The sequence below is a fragment of the Enterobacter cloacae complex sp. SHL018 genome, assembly GCF_049237905.1.
Classification (GTDB): domain Bacteria; phylum Pseudomonadota; class Gammaproteobacteria; order Enterobacterales; family Enterobacteriaceae; genus Enterobacter; species Enterobacter hormaechei_C.
The window spans coordinates 1,581,853-1,598,730 of the sequence record NZ_JBMKJE010000001.1; the positions used below are offsets into that span (position 1 = coordinate 1,581,853).

Here is a 16,878-nt window from a genome sequence, read left to right on the forward strand (position 1 = left end):
CCTTTCGTTCAAAAACAGCGGGGATACCGGTAATTACGGTATCCCCTGAATCAGTTGCGCTATTGTACGCCGTTATAGCCATCAAGATAAGTCGCAGCCAGTTCGTTACCAAATAACAGGGCGTCTTTACTGTCCATGTCCGAAGACCATTTATCCTTCGCGTTGCCTGCGAACAATTCCTGCGACTTCGCATTTTCTTTTAGCTGATCGCGAATGCTTTGCGCGTATTCACTGGCTTCAGCCTCAGTCCGCCCTTCCGCGCGGTCAGCTTTGCCACGGGCATAAAGCTCGCGGAACTGCGCCACGTTCAGCTGATAATTTTTCTGCACGCTGGAGGTGTAATTGCCGCCAGTAAAGCTGGACTGATGCGACACGAAATAAAACGCGTGCCGTTCGGGTGAGGTTTTGCTGCTGGCACAACCGCTTAATATCGCAATCCCAAAGAGTGCTGCCATTACTTTTCCGTTCATCCTTTTTTCCTTTAATAAAAATGTATTCCCCATGCGAAAACATAATCTGCCAATGAGGAAAATGACGAAAGTCCTAAATCTTCCCTGAGCGCATCCAGCGCCAAAAGTACAATAAAAATCCAGAGATAAGGATTCATCTTTTAATATCATGACGTTATGGGGACTTAGTATATCGCGGAAAGCAAACGGAAGGAGACTGCAAAAATTGATAGCCTGGATGTTTAATGGGCACCTTTACGGTGCCCTTCATGCTTTTCAGATGTCCTGGACCGCGAACAACAGCGCGTTACGGTGTCTGTTCAGGCCACATTTTCTGATGGCGTGGATACGCATATTGCGGCGGGATTGTGCTTCCAGCCAACGAGCCTTACGACGACTCACCTGTCGCAACATGCGCCAGCGCCCAACTTCAGTTCTACTGCGCTTCATGTCTACAACTCTTTCTCTAACAGAGATGCCATTATATGCCTAAGCAGGCGGCAAACCAGCGCTTTTATCTGCCGTTTTTATTTGCCAGATGAATCCTGATGCGTAAACTCATAACAATACGCTTTCAAAAGGATTTTTTATTTATGACAACCTTCTACACCGTGGTGAGTTGGCTGGTCATTTTAGGATACTGGCTGTTAATTGCCGGGGTGACGTTGCGCATTCTGATGAAACGCAGAGCGGTACCTTCCGCCATGGCCTGGCTTCTGATTATCTACATTCTGCCGCTGGTGGGCATCATCGCCTATCTCTCTTTCGGTGAACTTCATCTGGGTAAACGCCGCGCCGAACGCGCCCGCGCCATGTGGCCCTCCACGGCGAAATGGCTTGCCGACCTTAAAGCCTGCAAGCATATCTTCGCTGAAGAGAACAGTAGCGTGGCCGCATCTCTGTTCAAGCTGTGCGAACGCCGCCAGGGGATTGCTGGGGTAAAAGGCAATCAGCTGCAACTGATGACCTCTTCTGATGACGTGATGCAGGCGCTGATCCGTGATATCCAGCTCGCCCGACACAATATCGAGATGGTGTTTTATATCTGGCAGCCGGGCGGCATGGCGGACCAGGTCGCCGAATCGCTAATGGCCGCTGCACGTCGCGGTATCCACTGCCGCCTGATGCTGGACTCCGCCGGCAGCGTGGCCTTTTTCCGTAGCCCGTGGGCAGGCATGATGCGTAACGCCGGTATCGAGGTGGTCGAGGCGCTGAAAGTGAATCTTTTCCGCGTCTTTCTGCGTCGCATGGATCTCCGCCAGCACCGGAAAATGGTTCTGATCGATAACTATATCGCCTACACCGGCAGCATGAACATGGTTGACCCCCGCTTCTTCAAGCAGGATTCCGGCGTGGGGCAATGGATCGATCTGATGGCGCGGATGGAGGGACCGATCGCGACCTCAATGGGCATCGTCTACTCCTGCGACTGGGAAATTGAAACCGGGAAACGCATTCTTCCCCCGCCGCCGGATGGCAATATCATGCCGTTTGAGGAAGCCAGCGGGCACACTATCCACACTATCGCCTCCGGTCCTGGCTTCCCGGAAGATCTGATCCATCAGGCACTGCTTACCGCCGCCTACTCCGCGCGGGAATATCTGATCATGACCACGCCCTATTTCGTTCCCAGCGACGACCTTCTGCATGCCATCTGTACAGCGGCACAGCGCGGAGTGGATGTGAGCATTATTATGCCGCGCAAGAACGATTCGCTGCTGGTGGGATGGGCAAGCCGCGCGTTCTTTAGTGAGCTGCTGGCCGCAGGCGTTAAAATTTATCAGTTCGAAGGCGGCCTGTTACACACCAAGAGCGTGCTGGTGGACGGAGAGCTGAGCCTGGTGGGTACCGTCAACCTCGATATGCGCAGTCTGTGGCTGAATTTTGAAATTACGCTGGTCATTGATGACGCCGGGTTCGGTGGCGATCTGGCGGCGGTTCAGGACGATTATATCTCCCGCTCACGCCTGCTGGACGCCAGACTGTGGGCGAAACGTCCGCTCTGGCAGCGAATTGCCGAACGACTGTTTTACTTCTTTAGTCCGTTGCTGTAAAACGTGCCCAACGATGTTTAACAGGTAGTCATCATGGAAATGGATCTGAACAATCGCCTGACCGAAGACGAAACGCTCGAACAGGCCTACGATATTTTTCTCGAGCTGGCGGTCGATAATCTCGACCCTGCTGACGTCATTCTTTTCAACCTGCAATTCGAAGAGCGTGGCGGTGCTGAGCTGTTCGATCCGGCTGAAGACTGGGCCGAACATGTCGATTTTGATCTCAACCCGGACTTCTTCGCCGAGGTGGTGATTGGCCTGGCAGATGAAGACGGCGGAGAAATTAACGACATCTTTGCCCGCGTCCTGCTGTGCCGCGAGAAAGATCACAAACTGTGCCATATCCTCTGGCGCGAATAATAAAAAAGGCTGCCCGCGCAGCCTTTTTTATTTAATCCGGTAAGGCATTTCCACAGCGGTGACAAAACCGCGCGCCGGGTTCATGATTCCCCTGCTGACAATTCGGACATTTGCGTTGCTGCTTGCTGTTCTGGAAGGCGCTGCTCATATGGGTGGTAATTAACCCCGTCGGAATCGCTATCACCGAATAGCCTATCAGGATAAGAACCGATGCCACAATACGTCCGAGCGGCGTATGCGGGGTAATATCGCCATAGCCCACGGTGGTCACCGTGACGATAGCCCAGTAAACAGACGCATTAAGCGTGGTAAACCCGTATTTCGGCCCTTCGATTAAATACATCAGGGAGCCAAAAACGATCATCACGATAGCAATAAACGAATAGAAGAGAATCAGCTGGTGGCGGGCGCTGACAATGGCAACCCAAAAAACCCGCAGCGACGGCATAAAGCGCAGCAGTTTGAGAATCCGTAACACACGAATCGCCCGCATTGCACGCCAGGCAAACACATAATTCAGGCTGATCTCAGGCCACAGCCACATGACATACAGCGGCAGGATGGTGGCTAAATCAATAAATCCCCAGAAGCTGAAAACGTATTTCGCCGGATTTGGCCAGCTAATGACCCTCAGCACATATTCCGCAGTAAACACCAGCGTGACAATCAATTCCAGCCAGACGAAAACGTGCCACTCCTCATACGTCATGTGGTACTGCGTTCCGGCGCCGGATTCGATAAAGATAATAATGACGCTAATCAGCGCAAATAAACCACACAGACCCTCGAAGCGGCGACCGGAAACCGTTTCAGGATCAAATAAAAGGTGATACAGCCGCTGACGGGCCGACGTGAATAATCGCGACACATTAACCTCGAAAAATAAGGGCTGACATCATGTCAGCCCTTGCGATTATAACGGGTCTACTTTCAGGCAGGAAACCGCATGTCGGAAACTGCCCTCCAGAACCGGCCGTGTTTTTGCACATTCCGGCCCGGCTATTGGGCATCGAGTACGGAATACGCAGCCTGAAGGCGGGTTGATTGGCGAAGGCAGTTCACCTTCCAGAAGCTGAATGGTTTTATTTTTTTCCAGATCGGGGTCCGGAACGGGAACCGCAGACATCAGCGCTTTGGTATAAGGGTGCAGAGGATTGTGGTACACCTCATCATACGTGCCCAGCTCTACGGCGTGGCCCAGATACATGACCAGCACACGGTCCGAAATGTGTTTTACCACCGCCAGATCGTGGGCGATGAAGATCAGCGACAGCCCCATTTCCCGTTGCAGTTTCTGTAGCAGGTTAACCACCTGGGCCTGGATGGAAACGTCCAGCGCCGAAACCGGCTCATCACAGATAATCAGTTTTGGTTCAAGGATCAACGCGCGTGCGATACCGATACGCTGGCACTGACCGCCGGAAAACTCGTGTGGGTAGCGGTTGATGAGGTTAGGCAGCAGACCCACCTTGAGCATCATCGCTTTCACCCGATCGCGAATTTCCTGGCGCGGCATCTTCGGATGATAGGTGCGCAGCGGCTCGGCAATGATTTCGCCAATGGTCATACGCGGGTTCAGGGACGCAAGTGGATCCTGGAAAATCATCTGGATGTCGCTGCGCACGTCGCGCCATTCATCCGGCTTCATCCCCAGCAGATCTTTGCCAAGCCAGGCCACTTTCCCGTCGGTGGCCTTCACCAGGCCGATGATCGCACGCGCAAACGTCGATTTGCCGCAGCCGGATTCGCCTACCACGCCCAGAGTTTCGCCTTCGTACAGGCGCAACGTGACGCCATCCACCGCTTTCAGGGTTTTGGCAGGCTGCCAGAACCACTGTTTACCGTCTTTGATATCGAAATGGACCTTCAGGTCAGCGATTTCGAGCAGCACATTTCTTTTTTCGTCGATCGCGTTCATACCAGCTCCTCCAGCGGCTTAAAGCAGGCGCGCAGACGGCCTGGGGCAAACGCTTCCAGCGGCGGTGCGCTGTTACAGATTTCCATCGCATGCGGACAACGCGGCTGGAACGGGCAGCCTTTTGGCAGGCGCAGCAGGTTTGGCGGGTTACCCGGGATAGTCAGCAGCGACTCCCCTTCCGCATCAAGACGCGGAACGGCATTTAGCAGCCCGATAGAGTACGGATGGGCTGGCTGGTAGAACACATCGCGAGCATTACCGTATTCCATCGTGCGGCCTGCATACATGACTAACACTTTGTCGCAGATCCCGGCAACGACGCCTAAATCGTGGGTAATCATGATGATGGCGGTGTTGAACTCGCGCTTCAGCTCATTCAGCAACGTCATGATCTGCGCCTGAACGGTCACGTCCAGGGCGGTGGTCGGTTCATCAGCGATCAGCAGTTTTGGTCGGCAAAGCAATGCCATCGCGATCATGACGCGCTGGCGCATACCGCCGGAGAACTCGTGCGGATACATGCGCATGCGCTTGCGTGCTTCAGGCATTTTCACCGCATCCAGCATTTTGACGGACTCTTCAAACGCTTCGGCTTTACCCAGCCCCTTGTGGAGCATCAGCACTTCCATCAGCTGTTCACCCACCCGCATATAGGGGTTGAGGGACGTCATCGGATCCTGGAAAATCATTGAAATCTGCTCGGCGCGCAGCTTGTTCAGCTCATGTTCCGGCAAATTCAGGATCTCTTTCCCGTTAAACGTCGCCGAACCGCCGATCACGCCGTTTGACGCCAGCAGGCCCATCAGCGCGAATGCGGTCTGGGATTTACCGGAACCGGATTCGCCCACAATGCCCAGCGTTTCACCGGCACGCAGGTCGAAGTTGAGATCGTTAACGGCAGTAACATCACCGTCGGGGGTTTTAAACGTCACGCGGAGGTCTTTAACGTCCAGCAGTGCGCTGGTCCGCTGTTGTGCCTGTGGCGCGGTTGCCGTTTCAATAATGGTCATGACGGCGCTCCTTAACGGTCTTTCGGGTCGAGGGCATCACGCAGGCCATCGCCGATAAAGTTGAAACAGAACAGGGTGACGACCAGGAAGCCCGCCGGATACAGCAGTAACCACGGTGACACTTCCATGGAGTTTGCGCCATCACTTAACAGAGCGCCCCAGCTACTCAACGGCTCCTGCGTACCTAATCCCAGGAAGCTCAGGAAAGATTCAAACAGGATCATACTTGGCACCAGCAGGGAGGCGTACACCACCACCACGCCCAGCACGTTAGGAACGATATGACGCACCACAATATTGGCGGTAGAAACGCCACCAACCTGTGCGGCTTCGATAAACTCCTTACGTTTAAGGCTCAGCGTCTGGCCGCGCACAATACGCGCCATATCCAGCCAGGACACCATCCCGATCGCCACGAAGATCAGCAGGATATTTTGACCAAAGAAGGTCACCAGCAGAATGACGAAGAACATGAACGGGAAGGAGTTCAGGATTTCAAGCAGACGCATCATCACGGAGTCCACTTTCCCGCCGAGGTAACCGGAAAGCGAGCCGTAAAGCGTGCCGACGATCACCGCCACCAGCGCCGCCGCGATGCCAACCATCAGGGAGATACGGCCGCCAATCGCCACACGCACCAGCAAATCACGCCCGGAGGAGTCGGTGCCGAAATAGTGCCCGGATTCCATATCCGGCGCGCTGGACATCATGCCCCAATCCGTATCGAAATAGGTGAACTGAGAGAGCATTGGTGCCAGGGTTACGAACAGCGCGATAAGCACCAGCACGACCAGGCTGGCAACGGCGGCACGGTTATGCATAAAACGACGGCGGGCGTCCTGCCAAAGGCTACGACCTTCGACCTCCAGCTTTTCACTGAAGTTTTCCAGCGCCTCGCTGTTTTTCTTACTCAACATCATGGCGTGCTCCAGTTAGTAACGGATTTTCGGGTCGATAACGGCATACAGCACATCGACAACGGCATTAAACAGAATGGTCAGCGCGCCCACGAGGATCGTCAGGCTCAGCACCAGCGAATAGTCACGGTTAAGCGCCCCGTTAACAAACAGCTGCCCGATGCCCGGCAGGCCATAAATGGTTTCAATCACCATTGAACCCGTGATAATGCCGACAAAAGCCGGACCCATATAGGAGAGTACCGGTAACAGTGCAGGCTTGAGGGCATGACGGAAAATAATCCGGCGCATCGGCAGCCCTTTCGCACGGGCGGTACGGATGAAGTTCGAGTGCAGGACTTCAATCATTGAACCGCGGGTAATACGGGCGATGCTGGCGATGTAGGCCAGAGATAATGCCACCATCGGCAATATCATGAACTTCAGCGCCCCGCCGTTCCAGCCGCCCCCGGGAAGCCATTTCAGGGTTATGGCGAATATCATGACCAGCAACGGCGCGACAACGAAGCTGGGGATAACCACCCCGGTCATTGCGACCCCCATTACGGCGTAATCCCATCGGGTATTTTGTTTTAGCGCAGCGATAACGCCCGCAGTGACACCGAGAACAACGGCCAGGATAAATGCAGCAGCCCCTAATTTAGCCGATACCGGGAAGCTGGACGCCACCAGGTCGTTAACGGAATAGTCTTTATATTTAAATGACGGACCAAAATCACCGTGTGCAAGTTGCTTCAGATAGTTGAAGTACTGCGTGGTGATAGGATCGTTTAAATGGTATTTCGCTTCGATGTTGGCCATAACTTCTGGCGGAAGCGTGCGTTCACCGGTAAAAGGACTGCCCGGTGCAAGACGCATCATGAAGAAGGAAATTGTAATTAGAATAAATAACGTTGGAATCGCTTCAAGACAGCGACGCAGGATAAATTTCAACATTGCCCGTACCTTCTGGCGTGTGCCTGATGAATGTTACAAAATAGACACAGTGGGGCAAGCTCGCTCGCCCCACGTATTGCCATTAATGCTTGATAATATAAAGATTCTTAACGGAAATATTATCCAACGGGTCTTTACCGGTATAACCCCCTACCCATGGTTTCACCAGGCGGGCGTTAACGTAGTAGTAAACCGGAACGATCGCAGAGTCTTTATCGAGCTGTTGTTCTGATTTCGCGTACAGATCGGCGCGCTGGGCGTCATCTGCCACCTTCAGGGTTTCGCCAATCAGCTTATCAAACGCCGGGCTCTTATAGTGTGCGGTATTGTTCGAACTGTCGCTCAGCATGGTGTTCAGGAATGAGGTCGGTTCGTTATAGTCCGCACACCATCCTGCACGAGCCACGTCAAAGGTTCCCTGGTGGCGCGTATCGAGGAAGGTTTTCCATTCCTGGTTTTCCAGCTTCACGTTCACGCCGAGGTTTTTCTTCCAGATTGACGCGACGGCAATAGCCAGCTTTTTATGCAGATCGGAGGTGTTGTACAGCAGGCTAAAGGTCAGCGGCTTGTCGGCGGTATAGCCAGCTTCAGCCAGCAGTTTTTTCGCTTCTTCGTTACGTTTTTCCTGGGACCATTTGAACCATTCAGGTTCAACCAGCTTCATACCGTCGGTGTAAGGCGGGGTGTAGCTGTAAGCCGGCAGGTCGCCCTGATTCTTCACTTTATTCACGATAATGTCGCGATCCAGAGCCAGCTTCAGTGCGGTACGAACTCGTACGTCGGTGAACGGTGCTTTCTGGTTGTTAATTTCGTAATAGTAGGTGCACAGATACGGATCGACGTGAACTTCTTTAGGGATCTCTTTTTTCAGCTTCTGGAACAGTTCAATCGGCATATTGTTATAGGTCATGTCGATTTCACCGCTGCGGTAGCGGTTTACGTCCGTCACTTCAGAAGAGATTGGCAGGTAGGTGACCTGATTGATAACGGTCTTCGCATTATCCCAATACTGCGGGTTACGCTCCAGCACCATACGTTCGTTAACGACCCAGTCCTTCAGCTTATATGCACCGTTGGTCACGATATTCGCAGGCTGCGTCCATTTTTCACCAAATTTTTCTACTGCGGATTTTGGTACCGGGGAGACGGACGGGTGAACCAGCAGCTTATAGAAGTACGGAACAGGTTCGCTCAACGTCACTTCAAAGGTGTTGGCATCGATGGCTTTTACGCCCAGGTCGGTAACTGGCTTTTTACCCGTGATGATGTCATCGATATTGGCAATATGGCCATACTGGAGGTAACTCGCATACGGGGAGGCGGTATTCGGATCCGCCAGACGCTGCCAGCTATAGACGAAATCTTCGGCGGTAACCGGCGTACCGTCGGACCATTTCGCATCTTTACGCAGATGGAAGGTCCAGACTTTAAAATCTTTGTTGTCCCATTTTTCCGCCACGCCCGGAGCCGGGTGGCCGTCTACGTCAGTCACCAGCAGACCTTCAAACAGATCGCGGTTAACGTTAGACTCTGGAACACCTTCAATTTTGTGCGGATCAAGAGACTGCACTTCCGCACCGTTATTACGTACCAGCGTTTGCTTCTCAGCCAGCTGAACACCAGCAGGAACGTCCGCAGCCATTGCAGCGTTGCCCGCGATTAGCGCAGTTAAAATCCCCGCCGCTACCAGACTTTTTTTTGTGATGATGGACATTGTGTTGATACTCCACTCATTATAATGACCGGCCTTCGCCAGTTGTGTAATCCCCTGTTGGGGCCTGTACAGCGCAGGAGTTTTTTTTGCTACTGTCAGGTTCTTTTTTTACTTCTTGCTATCACCGACTTCATTATTACTGACCGCTCGTACGGCGGTCTTGCGTCGATTCTTTACACCTCTCCCCTGTCAGAGAGATGCGTTGGATATCTTATGTGAGGGCTACATGAAAATAGTTCTCATCAACTTGTTTAATGCTGCAAAATATAAGGCCGGAAAGTACCAAATGGTGCCAACTCTCGCCAATACATTTTGCAAATTTGTTAAGCATTTCTCTTTTACGATGGCTGGCATAACTATGGTGCCAACCCTGGCTTACGCCGAAATCAACAAAAAGAGATGTAATTCATACAGATAATAAATTTTGTTGCTACAAACGCGACGACAAAGCTTGGCTAAACGATTTTTCACGATAATTTAACAATTGATTATTATTTAGCACATTCGTCTGAGTCAGCGTCGAAATTACTAATATCATTTCGGTTATCTGTCAGCAAGCCCCAGAGTATCATGTGAGTAAAATAACAGAGGGTTTGAGGGATTTATGCGCGGCAAGGGGAAATGAAAATAAACAACCCCTTGAAAAACAACAGAAGAGGATTATTAGTAGAACTTATTATGACTGGCGCCTATTTCAACTTTATTTATATGATTTGCAGATAATCACGTAAAAAAAACGGAGCCGCTGGCTCCGCTCTTTCAAATGAAAGTCAGTGTACTAACCCGGGGAATATACTTTTTATACCGGTAACGATAAATTCGATGCCCAACGCCATTAACAACAGACCCATGATACGGGTAATCACGTTGATGCCCGTTTGTCCAAGCAAGCGAACCAGCCATGGCGCCATACGAAATACGCCCCAGCAGCACAGCGCGAACAGCGCAATGGCAACAGAAAAGCCAATCAGGTGCATCAGGCTGTGGTAGCGCGTTCCCCAGACAATAGTGGAACTGATCGCCCCCGGGCCCGCCATCAGCGGCAGCGCCAGTGGCACAACCCCGATGCTCTCGCGGATAGCTGTCTCTGATTTTTCCTGCTTGTTCTGTTTATCCTCCCCCAGCTTGCCGCTGATCATCGACATGGCAATCGTCACCACCAGGATCCCGCCTGCTATACGGAACGAATCAATTGAGATGCCGAAGACCTGAAGAATGGCGTCTCCGAGATAAAGAGAGGTAAGTAGGATGATCGCCACCGACAGGTTTGCCGTCAGGTTGGTTTTATTTCGTGCCGCAGCCGTCTGATAGCTGGTCATACTAATGAAGACAGGGATGATCCCTACCGGGTTAACCAGAGCAAATAAGCCGATAAAAAACTTGAAATATGTAGGGAAATCAAAGAGCGTTTGAATCACATTAAGCTCCGCAATTGAGCATGGCCAGGGAGAAACTGCGTGTCATGATAAATCCGCGCTGAAGATACGCTTTTTAGCCGCATACTTCACCAGAAATCTGTTCTTAAACGTTATCAATTCATGATGTTAAACATTTGTGTAATCAATGATATCGCTGCTTCCAATAGTTACTTAATTATTTAACAGTAGAATAATTAGCACAAAATAACCCTGCTGAAAGGTATCAGCTTAGGACAAAATTGATCTCGATCATAATTTTCGTACTCAGAAGTGAGTAATCTTGGTTACGCCGCCAGGGAGATCACCTATCAAAAAGGTATGATGCTAAGGTAAGGCTCTTTTAGTAAATTAGTGAGCTGGAGCAGTGAGTAATCCTTTGTTTTACTGTGTGTTACGCAAGTGGGATCGGCTCTGACTATACTGTCAGACGTATCGAGCGCTGGTTTACTAAAAGAGTTTAAACATTATCAGGAGAGCATTATGGCTGTTACCAATATCGCTGAACTGAACGCCCTCGTCGAGCGCGTAAAAAAAGCCCAGCGTGAATATGCCAATTTCACCCAAGAACAGGTTGATAAAATCTTCCGCGCGGCCGCTCTGGCTGCTGCTGATGCTCGAATCCCTCTCGCTAAAATGGCCGTTGCCGAATCCGGCATGGGTATCGTTGAAGATAAAGTGATCAAAAACCACTTTGCTTCAGAGTATATCTACAACGCCTATAAAGATGAGAAAACCTGCGGTGTGCTGTCAGAAGACGATACTTTCGGCACCATCACCATCGCAGAACCGATCGGCATCATTTGCGGTATCGTTCCAACCACTAACCCAACCTCTACCGCCATCTTCAAATCTCTCATCAGTCTGAAGACACGTAACGCAATCATTTTCTCCCCGCATCCACGTGCGAAGGACGCCACCAACAAAGCAGCAGATATCGTGCTTCAGGCTGCTATTGCGGCGGGTGCACCAAAAGATCTCATCGGCTGGATCGACCAACCTTCTGTTGAACTGTCCAACGCCCTGATGCATCACCCGGACATTAACCTGATTCTGGCGACCGGTGGTCCTGGTATGGTTAAAGCAGCGTACAGCTCCGGTAAACCAGCCATCGGCGTAGGCGCAGGTAATACCCCTGTGGTGATCGACGAAACGGCTGATATCAAGCGTGCTGTTGCCTCTGTGCTGATGTCTAAAACCTTCGATAACGGCGTTATCTGTGCATCTGAACAGTCTGTTGTCGTGGTTGATTCGGTATACGACGCCGTTCGTGAACGTTTCGCCAGCCACGGCGGCTACCTGTTGCAAGGTAAAGAACTGAAAGCCGTTCAGGACGTGATTCTGAAAAATGGTGCGCTGAACGCGGCTATCGTAGGTCAGCCTGCGTATAAAATCGCTGAGCTCGCTGGCTTTAGCGTCCCTGCTACCACCAAGATTCTGATTGGTGAAGTGAAAGTCGTTGATGAAAGTGAGCCGTTTGCTCACGAGAAACTCTCCCCGACGCTGGCAATGTACCGTGCGAAAGATTTCGATGACGCGGTAGATAAAGCAGAGAAGCTGGTGGCGATGGGCGGTATCGGCCACACCTCTTGCCTGTACACCGACCAGGATAACCAGCCTGAGCGTGTTGCTTACTTCGGTCAGAAGATGAAGACGGCACGTATCCTGATCAACACCCCTGCTTCTCAGGGTGGTATCGGTGACCTTTACAACTTCAAACTCGCACCTTCCCTGACTCTGGGTTGTGGCTCCTGGGGTGGTAACTCCATCTCTGAAAACGTTGGTCCAAAACACCTGATCAACAAGAAAACCGTTGCTAAGCGAGCTGAAAACATGTTGTGGCACAAACTTCCGAAATCTATCTACTTCCGCCGCGGCTCTCTGCCAATCGCGCTGGATGAAGTGATTACTGATGGCCACAAACGTGCGCTCATCGTGACCGACCGTTTCCTGTTCAACAATGGCTATGCAGACCAGATCACCTCTGTTCTGAAAGCGGCTGGCGTCGAAACTGAAGTCTTCTTTGAAGTTGAAGCTGACCCAACCCTGAGCGTTGTACGTAAAGGCGCTGAACTGGCGAACTCCTTCAAACCTGATGTGATCATCGCACTGGGTGGCGGTTCCCCAATGGACGCCGCGAAAATTATGTGGGTGATGTACGAGCATCCGGAAACTCACTTCGAAGAACTGGCGCTGCGCTTTATGGATATCCGTAAACGTATCTACAAGTTCCCGAAAATGGGCGTGAAAGCGAAAATGATCGCCGTCACCACCACTTCCGGTACCGGTTCAGAAGTGACGCCATTTGCCGTTGTGACTGATGACGCAACCGGTCAGAAATACCCGCTGGCTGACTACGCACTGACGCCAGATATGGCTATCGTTGACGCCAACCTGGTCATGGAAATGCCGAAATCACTGTGTGCGTTCGGTGGTCTGGATGCGGTAACTCACGCTCTGGAAGCTTACGTTTCCGTACTGGCTTCTGAGTTCTCTGACGGTCAGGCTTTGCAGGCGCTGAAACTGCTGAAAGAAAACCTGCCAGCTTCTTACAACGAAGGTTCGAAAAACCCTGTTGCGCGTGAACGTGTACACAGTGCGGCAACCATCGCGGGCATTGCGTTTGCTAACGCCTTCCTGGGTGTCTGTCACTCCATGGCGCACAAGCTGGGTTCACAGTTCCACATTCCTCACGGTCTGGCGAACGCCCTGTTGATCAGCAACGTTATCCGCTATAACGCCAACGACAACCCAACCAAGCAGACTGCATTCAGCCAGTACGACCGCCCACAGGCGCGCCGTCGTTATGCTGAAATCGCAGATCACCTGGGTCTGAGCGCACCGGGCGACCGTACTGCCGCGAAGATCGAGAAACTGCTGGCATGGCTGGAGAGCCTGAAGGCTGAACTGGGTATTCCTAAATCTATCCGCGAAGCAGGCGTTCAGGAAGCTGACTTCCTCGCTCACGTAGATAAGCTGTCTGAAGATGCATTCGATGACCAGTGTACTGGTGCTAACCCGCGCTACCCACTGATTTCCGAACTGAAACAGATCCTGCTGGATACTTATTACGGTCGTAACTTCACTGAAAGCGATGTCGCTGCCGTAAAAGTTGAAATCCCCGCAGTTGTAAAGGCTGACAAGAAAGCGAAGAAAAATGCTTGATTGACAGTATGATAAAAAAACCCGCCGCTGGCGGGTTTTTTTATATCTGAGGATCCGTAAAACATTCTTATTATTTTCGATTGTCGCCCTGTAACGCCGTCAGCGAGCCTACAGCCAGCGCCTCTTTATAATGCTTGCGGCAGACCGAGACATAACGTTCATTGCCTCCTATCACCACCTGCTCGCCATCAGCATAGGGTTTACCCGACTGGTCCAGGCGAAGAACCATACTTGCCTTGCGGCCACAAAAGCAGATTGTTTTCAGCTCAACCAGCTTATCCGACCAGGCGAGCAGATACTGACTGCCGGCAAATAACTCCCCACGAAAATCGGTACGTAATCCATAGCAAAGAACGGGAATATCCAGCTCATCAACGACCTCTGAAAGTGCATGGACCTGCTCTCGGGTCAGGAACTGGCTTTCATCTACCAGCACGCAATGGACAGGCTTAGAGGCATGCTCGGCACGAATGTCCTCCAGCAGGTCCGTTTCAGGGTTAAACAGCCTTGCAGGCGACGAGAGCCCTATTCTTGAGCTCACCTTCCCTGCCCCAAAGCGATCGTCGATTTCGGCGGTATAAACAACGGTACGCATCCCCCGCTCCTGATAATTGTATGAGGATTGCAGTAACGCCGTCGATTTCCCTGCATTCATTGCCGAATAGTAGAAATAAAGTTGTGCCATTGGCCGAAGAACCCTAATCAATGTGTAATATTCCCGATGGATCATTGTACCATATTTTGTACCGTCATCAGCGGCGGGCTGCGCTCTCCAGCCTGCCATGCATCAGTAAATCCTTCGCGAATAGCGCAAAATAATGCGTTAAAACAGGCAGTAAAGGCATTAAACACTGACAATAAGGTGAGTCCGCAACCAGAGATAACACTTCTTTTTATAGTGTCTTCTTCGTTCATTAAAATTCACTATTTATTAACTATTCTTGTCTTCGCTGCGCTTACTCGGGGTAATACAAAAGGCTGATATTTATCAATCGCAACTATAATTCCTGAGGTAAAAGTCACAAAACATACACGCAAATGACGCGCTTTTGCCGTTTGAAACGATATCTCACAGACCCAACAAACAATGAAATTTAAGTTAGCGTAATTAATAATAGCGTCGTTTATTTTGTATTTTTTGAATTCCTTACATTCCCACCTATTGCACAAGTGAAATTAAGGCTCTATTATTAGGACAACAAACCCACCCCCATTATAAGTTTGAGATTACTACAATGAGCGAAGCACTTAAAATTCTGAACAACATCCGTACTCTTCGTGCGCAGGCAAGAGAATGTACCCTTGAGACGCTTGAAGAAATGCTCGAAAAATTAGAAGTTGTAGTTAACGAACGTCGTGAAGAAGAAAGCGCTGCTGCGGCTGAAATCGAAGAACGTACACGTAAACTGCAACAGTATCGTGAAATGCTGATTGCCGATGGTATCGATCCAAACGAATTGCTGAACAGCATGGCTGCGGCTAAAACCGGTACCAAAGCAAAACGCGCGGCACGTCCTGCTAAATATAGCTACATCGATGAGAACGGCGAAGAGAAAACCTGGACCGGCCAGGGCCGTACTCCTGCTGTAATCAAGAAAGCAATGGACGAACAAGGTAAACAACTGGATGACTTCCTGATCAAGGATTAATCTGGAAAGATTCTGAAAAATCCCGCTTAATGCGGGATTTTTTATGCCTGTAATATTCGCCCGAACATCTCCTTACATTCTGTCATATTGTGAGGCTCCCTATTTAACGTCCTTGACAATCCCCCGCCAATTACGGAGCGACAGGCATAAAAAAACCGGTGGACATCGCTCCACCGGTCTTGTTCACTGGGCTGTGAGTTTATTACTTAATACCCACGCTACCTTTGAGCCAGGCTTTAAATTCTTCACCCAGGCTGTTATGGCGAATACCATATTCGACGAATGCCTGCATATAACCGAGCTTATTCCCGCAGTCATGGCTCTTACCTTTCATATGGTAGGCTTCCACGGTCTCTTTCTCGATCAGCATATCGATAGCATCCGTCAGCTGGATTTCATCGCCCGCACCCGGAGGCGTTTTCGCCAGCAGAGCCCAAATTTCAGCACTCAGTACGTAACGACCAACGACAGCAAGGTTAGACGGCGCGACGTCCGCTTTAGGTTTTTCAACAACGCCAACCATCGGTACGCTTTCGCCAGGTTGCAGGTCAACGCCTTTGCAGTCAACCACGCCGTAAGCGGTCACGTCGTCGACTGGCTCAACCATAATCTGGCTGCTGCCGGTTTCGTCGAAGCGTTTAATCATTTCCGCCAGGTTTTCCTGGGAAAGATCGGACTCGTACTCATCAAGAATCACGTCAGGCAGAATAACCGCGACCGGCTCATCACCCACTACCGGGTGTGCACACAATACTGCGTGCCCCAGGCCTTTCGCCAGGCCCTGACGAACCTGCATAATGGTAACGTGTGGAGGGCAAATAGACTGCACTTCCTCCAGCAACTGGCGCTTAACGCGTTTTTCCAGCATTGCTTCGAGTTCGAAACTGGTATCGAAATGGTTTTCGATAGAGTTTTTAGATGAATGCGTCACCAACACAATTTCGGTGATACCTGCTGCAATACATTCATTCACGACATACTGGATTAATGGCTTATCAACCAGAGGCAGCATCTCTTTTGGGATTGCCTTCGTCGCTGGCAACATCCTGGTACCCAATCCCGCCACCGGGATAACGGCCTTTCTGACTTTCGAATTAAGGGCAGCCATTGAAATTCTCCTGAACTGTTCAAGTTTTGAACTTTTATGCATTGAATAACGCGTTGATTATACAGTCTCAGCCACTAATACGGGTCTGAAAAGAACGCGTTGCCGATCAATTAAGACAAATACGCATGAAACTTGCAGCGATAGTAGCACTGCCAGCAAAAACACAGGTAAAGCAATCTG

General features: G+C 50.9%; 16 protein-coding genes and 1 pseudogene. 4 read left to right on the plus strand and 13 right to left on the minus strand.

The window, feature by feature from the left end; translation table 11 throughout:
• Nucleotides 1-59: 59 nt before the first annotated feature.
• The 3 genes from ACOTY5_RS07695 to ACOTY5_RS07705 form a co-directional block, all read right to left on the minus strand.
• The gene (locus ACOTY5_RS07695) at nucleotides 60-470 is read right to left on the minus strand and encodes an Exc2 family lipoprotein (protein WP_015570374.1); all 411 of its coding nucleotides are present in this window, start codon (nucleotides 468-470) and stop codon (nucleotides 60-62) included.
• Between the two features lie 11 nt (nucleotides 471-481).
• Nucleotides 482-607: a KPN_01571 family protein gene (locus tag ACOTY5_RS07700; protein WP_208971014.1), complete on the minus strand. Its 126-nt coding sequence runs from the start codon at nucleotides 605-607 to the stop codon at nucleotides 482-484.
• Nucleotides 608-725: 118 nt separating this feature from the next.
• Complete coding sequence (locus ACOTY5_RS07705; RefSeq protein WP_017384232.1) at nucleotides 726-899, minus strand: YciY family protein; 174 nt, start codon at nucleotides 897-899, stop codon at nucleotides 726-728.
• 143 nt (nucleotides 900-1,042) lie between these two features.
• Here ACOTY5_RS07705 and cls point away from each other — a divergent pair, with 143 nt between their 5' ends.
• Nucleotides 1,043-2,503 (plus strand): cardiolipin synthase, encoded by a 1,461-nt coding sequence (gene cls, locus ACOTY5_RS07710; RefSeq protein WP_003856750.1) that lies wholly within the window; start codon nucleotides 1,043-1,045, stop codon nucleotides 2,501-2,503.
• Between the two features lie 33 nt (nucleotides 2,504-2,536).
• Complete coding sequence (locus ACOTY5_RS07715; protein WP_003856748.1) at nucleotides 2,537-2,866, plus strand: HI1450 family dsDNA-mimic protein; 330 nt, start codon at nucleotides 2,537-2,539, stop codon at nucleotides 2,864-2,866.
• A gap of 31 nt (nucleotides 2,867-2,897) precedes the next feature.
• Here the strand turns inward: ACOTY5_RS07715 and ACOTY5_RS07720 are convergent.
• From ACOTY5_RS07720 to ACOTY5_RS07750, 7 genes and pseudogenes are all read right to left on the minus strand, one after another.
• Nucleotides 2,898-3,765, minus strand: a pseudogene (locus ACOTY5_RS07720) (ion transporter).
• A 14-nt stretch (nucleotides 3,766-3,779) separates the two neighbouring features.
• Nucleotides 3,780-4,784: a murein tripeptide/oligopeptide ABC transporter ATP-binding protein OppF gene (gene oppF / locus ACOTY5_RS07725; RefSeq protein WP_017384233.1), complete on the minus strand. Its 1,005-nt coding sequence runs from the start codon at nucleotides 4,782-4,784 to the stop codon at nucleotides 3,780-3,782.
• Nucleotides 4,781-5,794: an ABC transporter ATP-binding protein gene (locus ACOTY5_RS07730; protein WP_017384234.1), complete on the minus strand. Its 1,014-nt coding sequence runs from the start codon at nucleotides 5,792-5,794 to the stop codon at nucleotides 4,781-4,783. The genes oppF and ACOTY5_RS07730 overlap by 4 nt, the downstream gene beginning before the upstream one ends.
• Before the next feature lie 11 nt (nucleotides 5,795-5,805).
• Nucleotides 5,806-6,714: an oligopeptide ABC transporter permease OppC gene (oppC, locus tag ACOTY5_RS07735; protein WP_003856740.1), complete on the minus strand. Its 909-nt coding sequence runs from the start codon at nucleotides 6,712-6,714 to the stop codon at nucleotides 5,806-5,808.
• Between the two features lie 12 nt (nucleotides 6,715-6,726).
• Nucleotides 6,727-7,647 (minus strand): oligopeptide ABC transporter permease OppB, encoded by a 921-nt coding sequence (oppB, locus tag ACOTY5_RS07740; protein WP_003856738.1) that lies wholly within the window; start codon nucleotides 7,645-7,647, stop codon nucleotides 6,727-6,729.
• A gap of 82 nt (nucleotides 7,648-7,729) precedes the next feature.
• The gene (oppA, locus tag ACOTY5_RS07745; protein WP_003856736.1) at nucleotides 7,730-9,361 is read right to left on the minus strand and encodes an oligopeptide ABC transporter substrate-binding protein OppA; all 1,632 of its coding nucleotides are present in this window, start codon (nucleotides 9,359-9,361) and stop codon (nucleotides 7,730-7,732) included.
• Between the two features lie 770 nt (nucleotides 9,362-10,131).
• Nucleotides 10,132-10,779 carry a YchE family NAAT transporter gene (locus ACOTY5_RS07750; protein WP_017384236.1) on the minus strand — a complete coding sequence of 216 codons (648 nt, stop codon included), beginning with the start codon at nucleotides 10,777-10,779 and terminating at the stop codon, nucleotides 10,132-10,134.
• Between the two features lie 480 nt (nucleotides 10,780-11,259).
• Between ACOTY5_RS07750 and adhE the strand changes: the two genes are divergently transcribed.
• Nucleotides 11,260-13,941 (plus strand): bifunctional acetaldehyde-CoA/alcohol dehydrogenase, encoded by a 2,682-nt coding sequence (gene adhE / locus ACOTY5_RS07755; protein ID WP_032103375.1) that lies wholly within the window; start codon nucleotides 11,260-11,262, stop codon nucleotides 13,939-13,941.
• Between the two features lie 70 nt (nucleotides 13,942-14,011).
• On the opposite strand, the gene tdk is transcribed toward adhE, so the two are convergent.
• Both tdk and ACOTY5_RS07765 read right to left on the minus strand, forming a co-directional pair.
• The gene (gene tdk, locus ACOTY5_RS07760; RefSeq protein ID WP_003856726.1) at nucleotides 14,012-14,626 is read right to left on the minus strand and encodes a thymidine kinase; all 615 of its coding nucleotides are present in this window, start codon (nucleotides 14,624-14,626) and stop codon (nucleotides 14,012-14,014) included.
• A gap of 41 nt (nucleotides 14,627-14,667) precedes the next feature.
• Nucleotides 14,668-14,856, minus strand: a complete 189-nt coding sequence (locus ACOTY5_RS07765) for a hypothetical protein (protein WP_123912598.1) — start codon at nucleotides 14,854-14,856, stop codon at nucleotides 14,668-14,670.
• 320 nt (nucleotides 14,857-15,176) lie between these two features.
• Here ACOTY5_RS07765 and hns point away from each other — a divergent pair, with 320 nt between their 5' ends.
• On the plus strand, nucleotides 15,177-15,590 hold the full coding sequence (gene hns, locus ACOTY5_RS07770; RefSeq protein ID WP_003856724.1) for a histone-like nucleoid-structuring protein H-NS: 414 nt from the start codon (nucleotides 15,177-15,179) through the stop codon (nucleotides 15,588-15,590).
• Nucleotides 15,591-15,792: 202 nt separating this feature from the next.
• Here the strand turns inward: hns and galU are convergent, their stop codons facing one another.
• Nucleotides 15,793-16,698, minus strand: a complete 906-nt coding sequence (gene galU, locus ACOTY5_RS07775) for a UTP--glucose-1-phosphate uridylyltransferase GalU (protein WP_003856723.1) — start codon at nucleotides 16,696-16,698, stop codon at nucleotides 15,793-15,795.
• Between the last annotated feature and the right edge of the window lie 180 nt (nucleotides 16,699-16,878).

Bases quoted from the DNA above. Each gene is read 5' to 3' on its own strand.
- oppB (WP_003856738.1), bottom strand. From the start codon at position 7,647: ATGTTGAAATTTATCCTGCGTCGCTGTCTTGAAGCGATTCCAACGTTA.
- oppC (WP_003856740.1), bottom strand. From the start codon at position 6,714: ATGATGTTGAGTAAGAAAAACAGCGAGGCGCTGGAAAACTTCAGTGAA.
- tdk (WP_003856726.1), bottom strand. From the start codon at position 14,626: ATGGCACAACTTTATTTCTACTATTCGGCAATGAATGCAGGGAAATCG.
- adhE (WP_032103375.1), top strand. From the start codon at position 11,260: ATGGCTGTTACCAATATCGCTGAACTGAACGCCCTCGTCGAGCGCGTA.
- ACOTY5_RS07730 (WP_017384234.1), bottom strand. From the start codon at position 5,794: ATGACCATTATTGAAACGGCAACCGCGCCACAGGCACAACAGCGGACC.
- cls (WP_003856750.1), top strand. From the start codon at position 1,043: ATGACAACCTTCTACACCGTGGTGAGTTGGCTGGTCATTTTAGGATAC.
- hns (WP_003856724.1), top strand. From the start codon at position 15,177: ATGAGCGAAGCACTTAAAATTCTGAACAACATCCGTACTCTTCGTGCG.
- ACOTY5_RS07715 (WP_003856748.1), top strand. From the start codon at position 2,537: ATGGAAATGGATCTGAACAATCGCCTGACCGAAGACGAAACGCTCGAA.
- galU (WP_003856723.1), bottom strand. From the start codon at position 16,698: ATGGCTGCCCTTAATTCGAAAGTCAGAAAGGCCGTTATCCCGGTGGCG.
- oppF (WP_017384233.1), bottom strand. From the start codon at position 4,784: ATGAACGCGATCGACGAAAAAAGAAATGTGCTGCTCGAAATCGCTGAC.
- ACOTY5_RS07765 (WP_123912598.1), bottom strand. From the start codon at position 14,856: ATGAACGAAGAAGACACTATAAAAAGAAGTGTTATCTCTGGTTGCGGA.
- oppA (WP_003856736.1), bottom strand. From the start codon at position 9,361: ATGTCCATCATCACAAAAAAAAGTCTGGTAGCGGCGGGGATTTTAACT.
- ACOTY5_RS07700 (WP_208971014.1), bottom strand. From the start codon at position 607: ATGAATCCTTATCTCTGGATTTTTATTGTACTTTTGGCGCTGGATGCG.
- ACOTY5_RS07695 (WP_015570374.1), bottom strand. From the start codon at position 470: ATGAACGGAAAAGTAATGGCAGCACTCTTTGGGATTGCGATATTAAGC.
- ACOTY5_RS07705 (WP_017384232.1), bottom strand. From the start codon at position 899: ATGAAGCGCAGTAGAACTGAAGTTGGGCGCTGGCGCATGTTGCGACAG.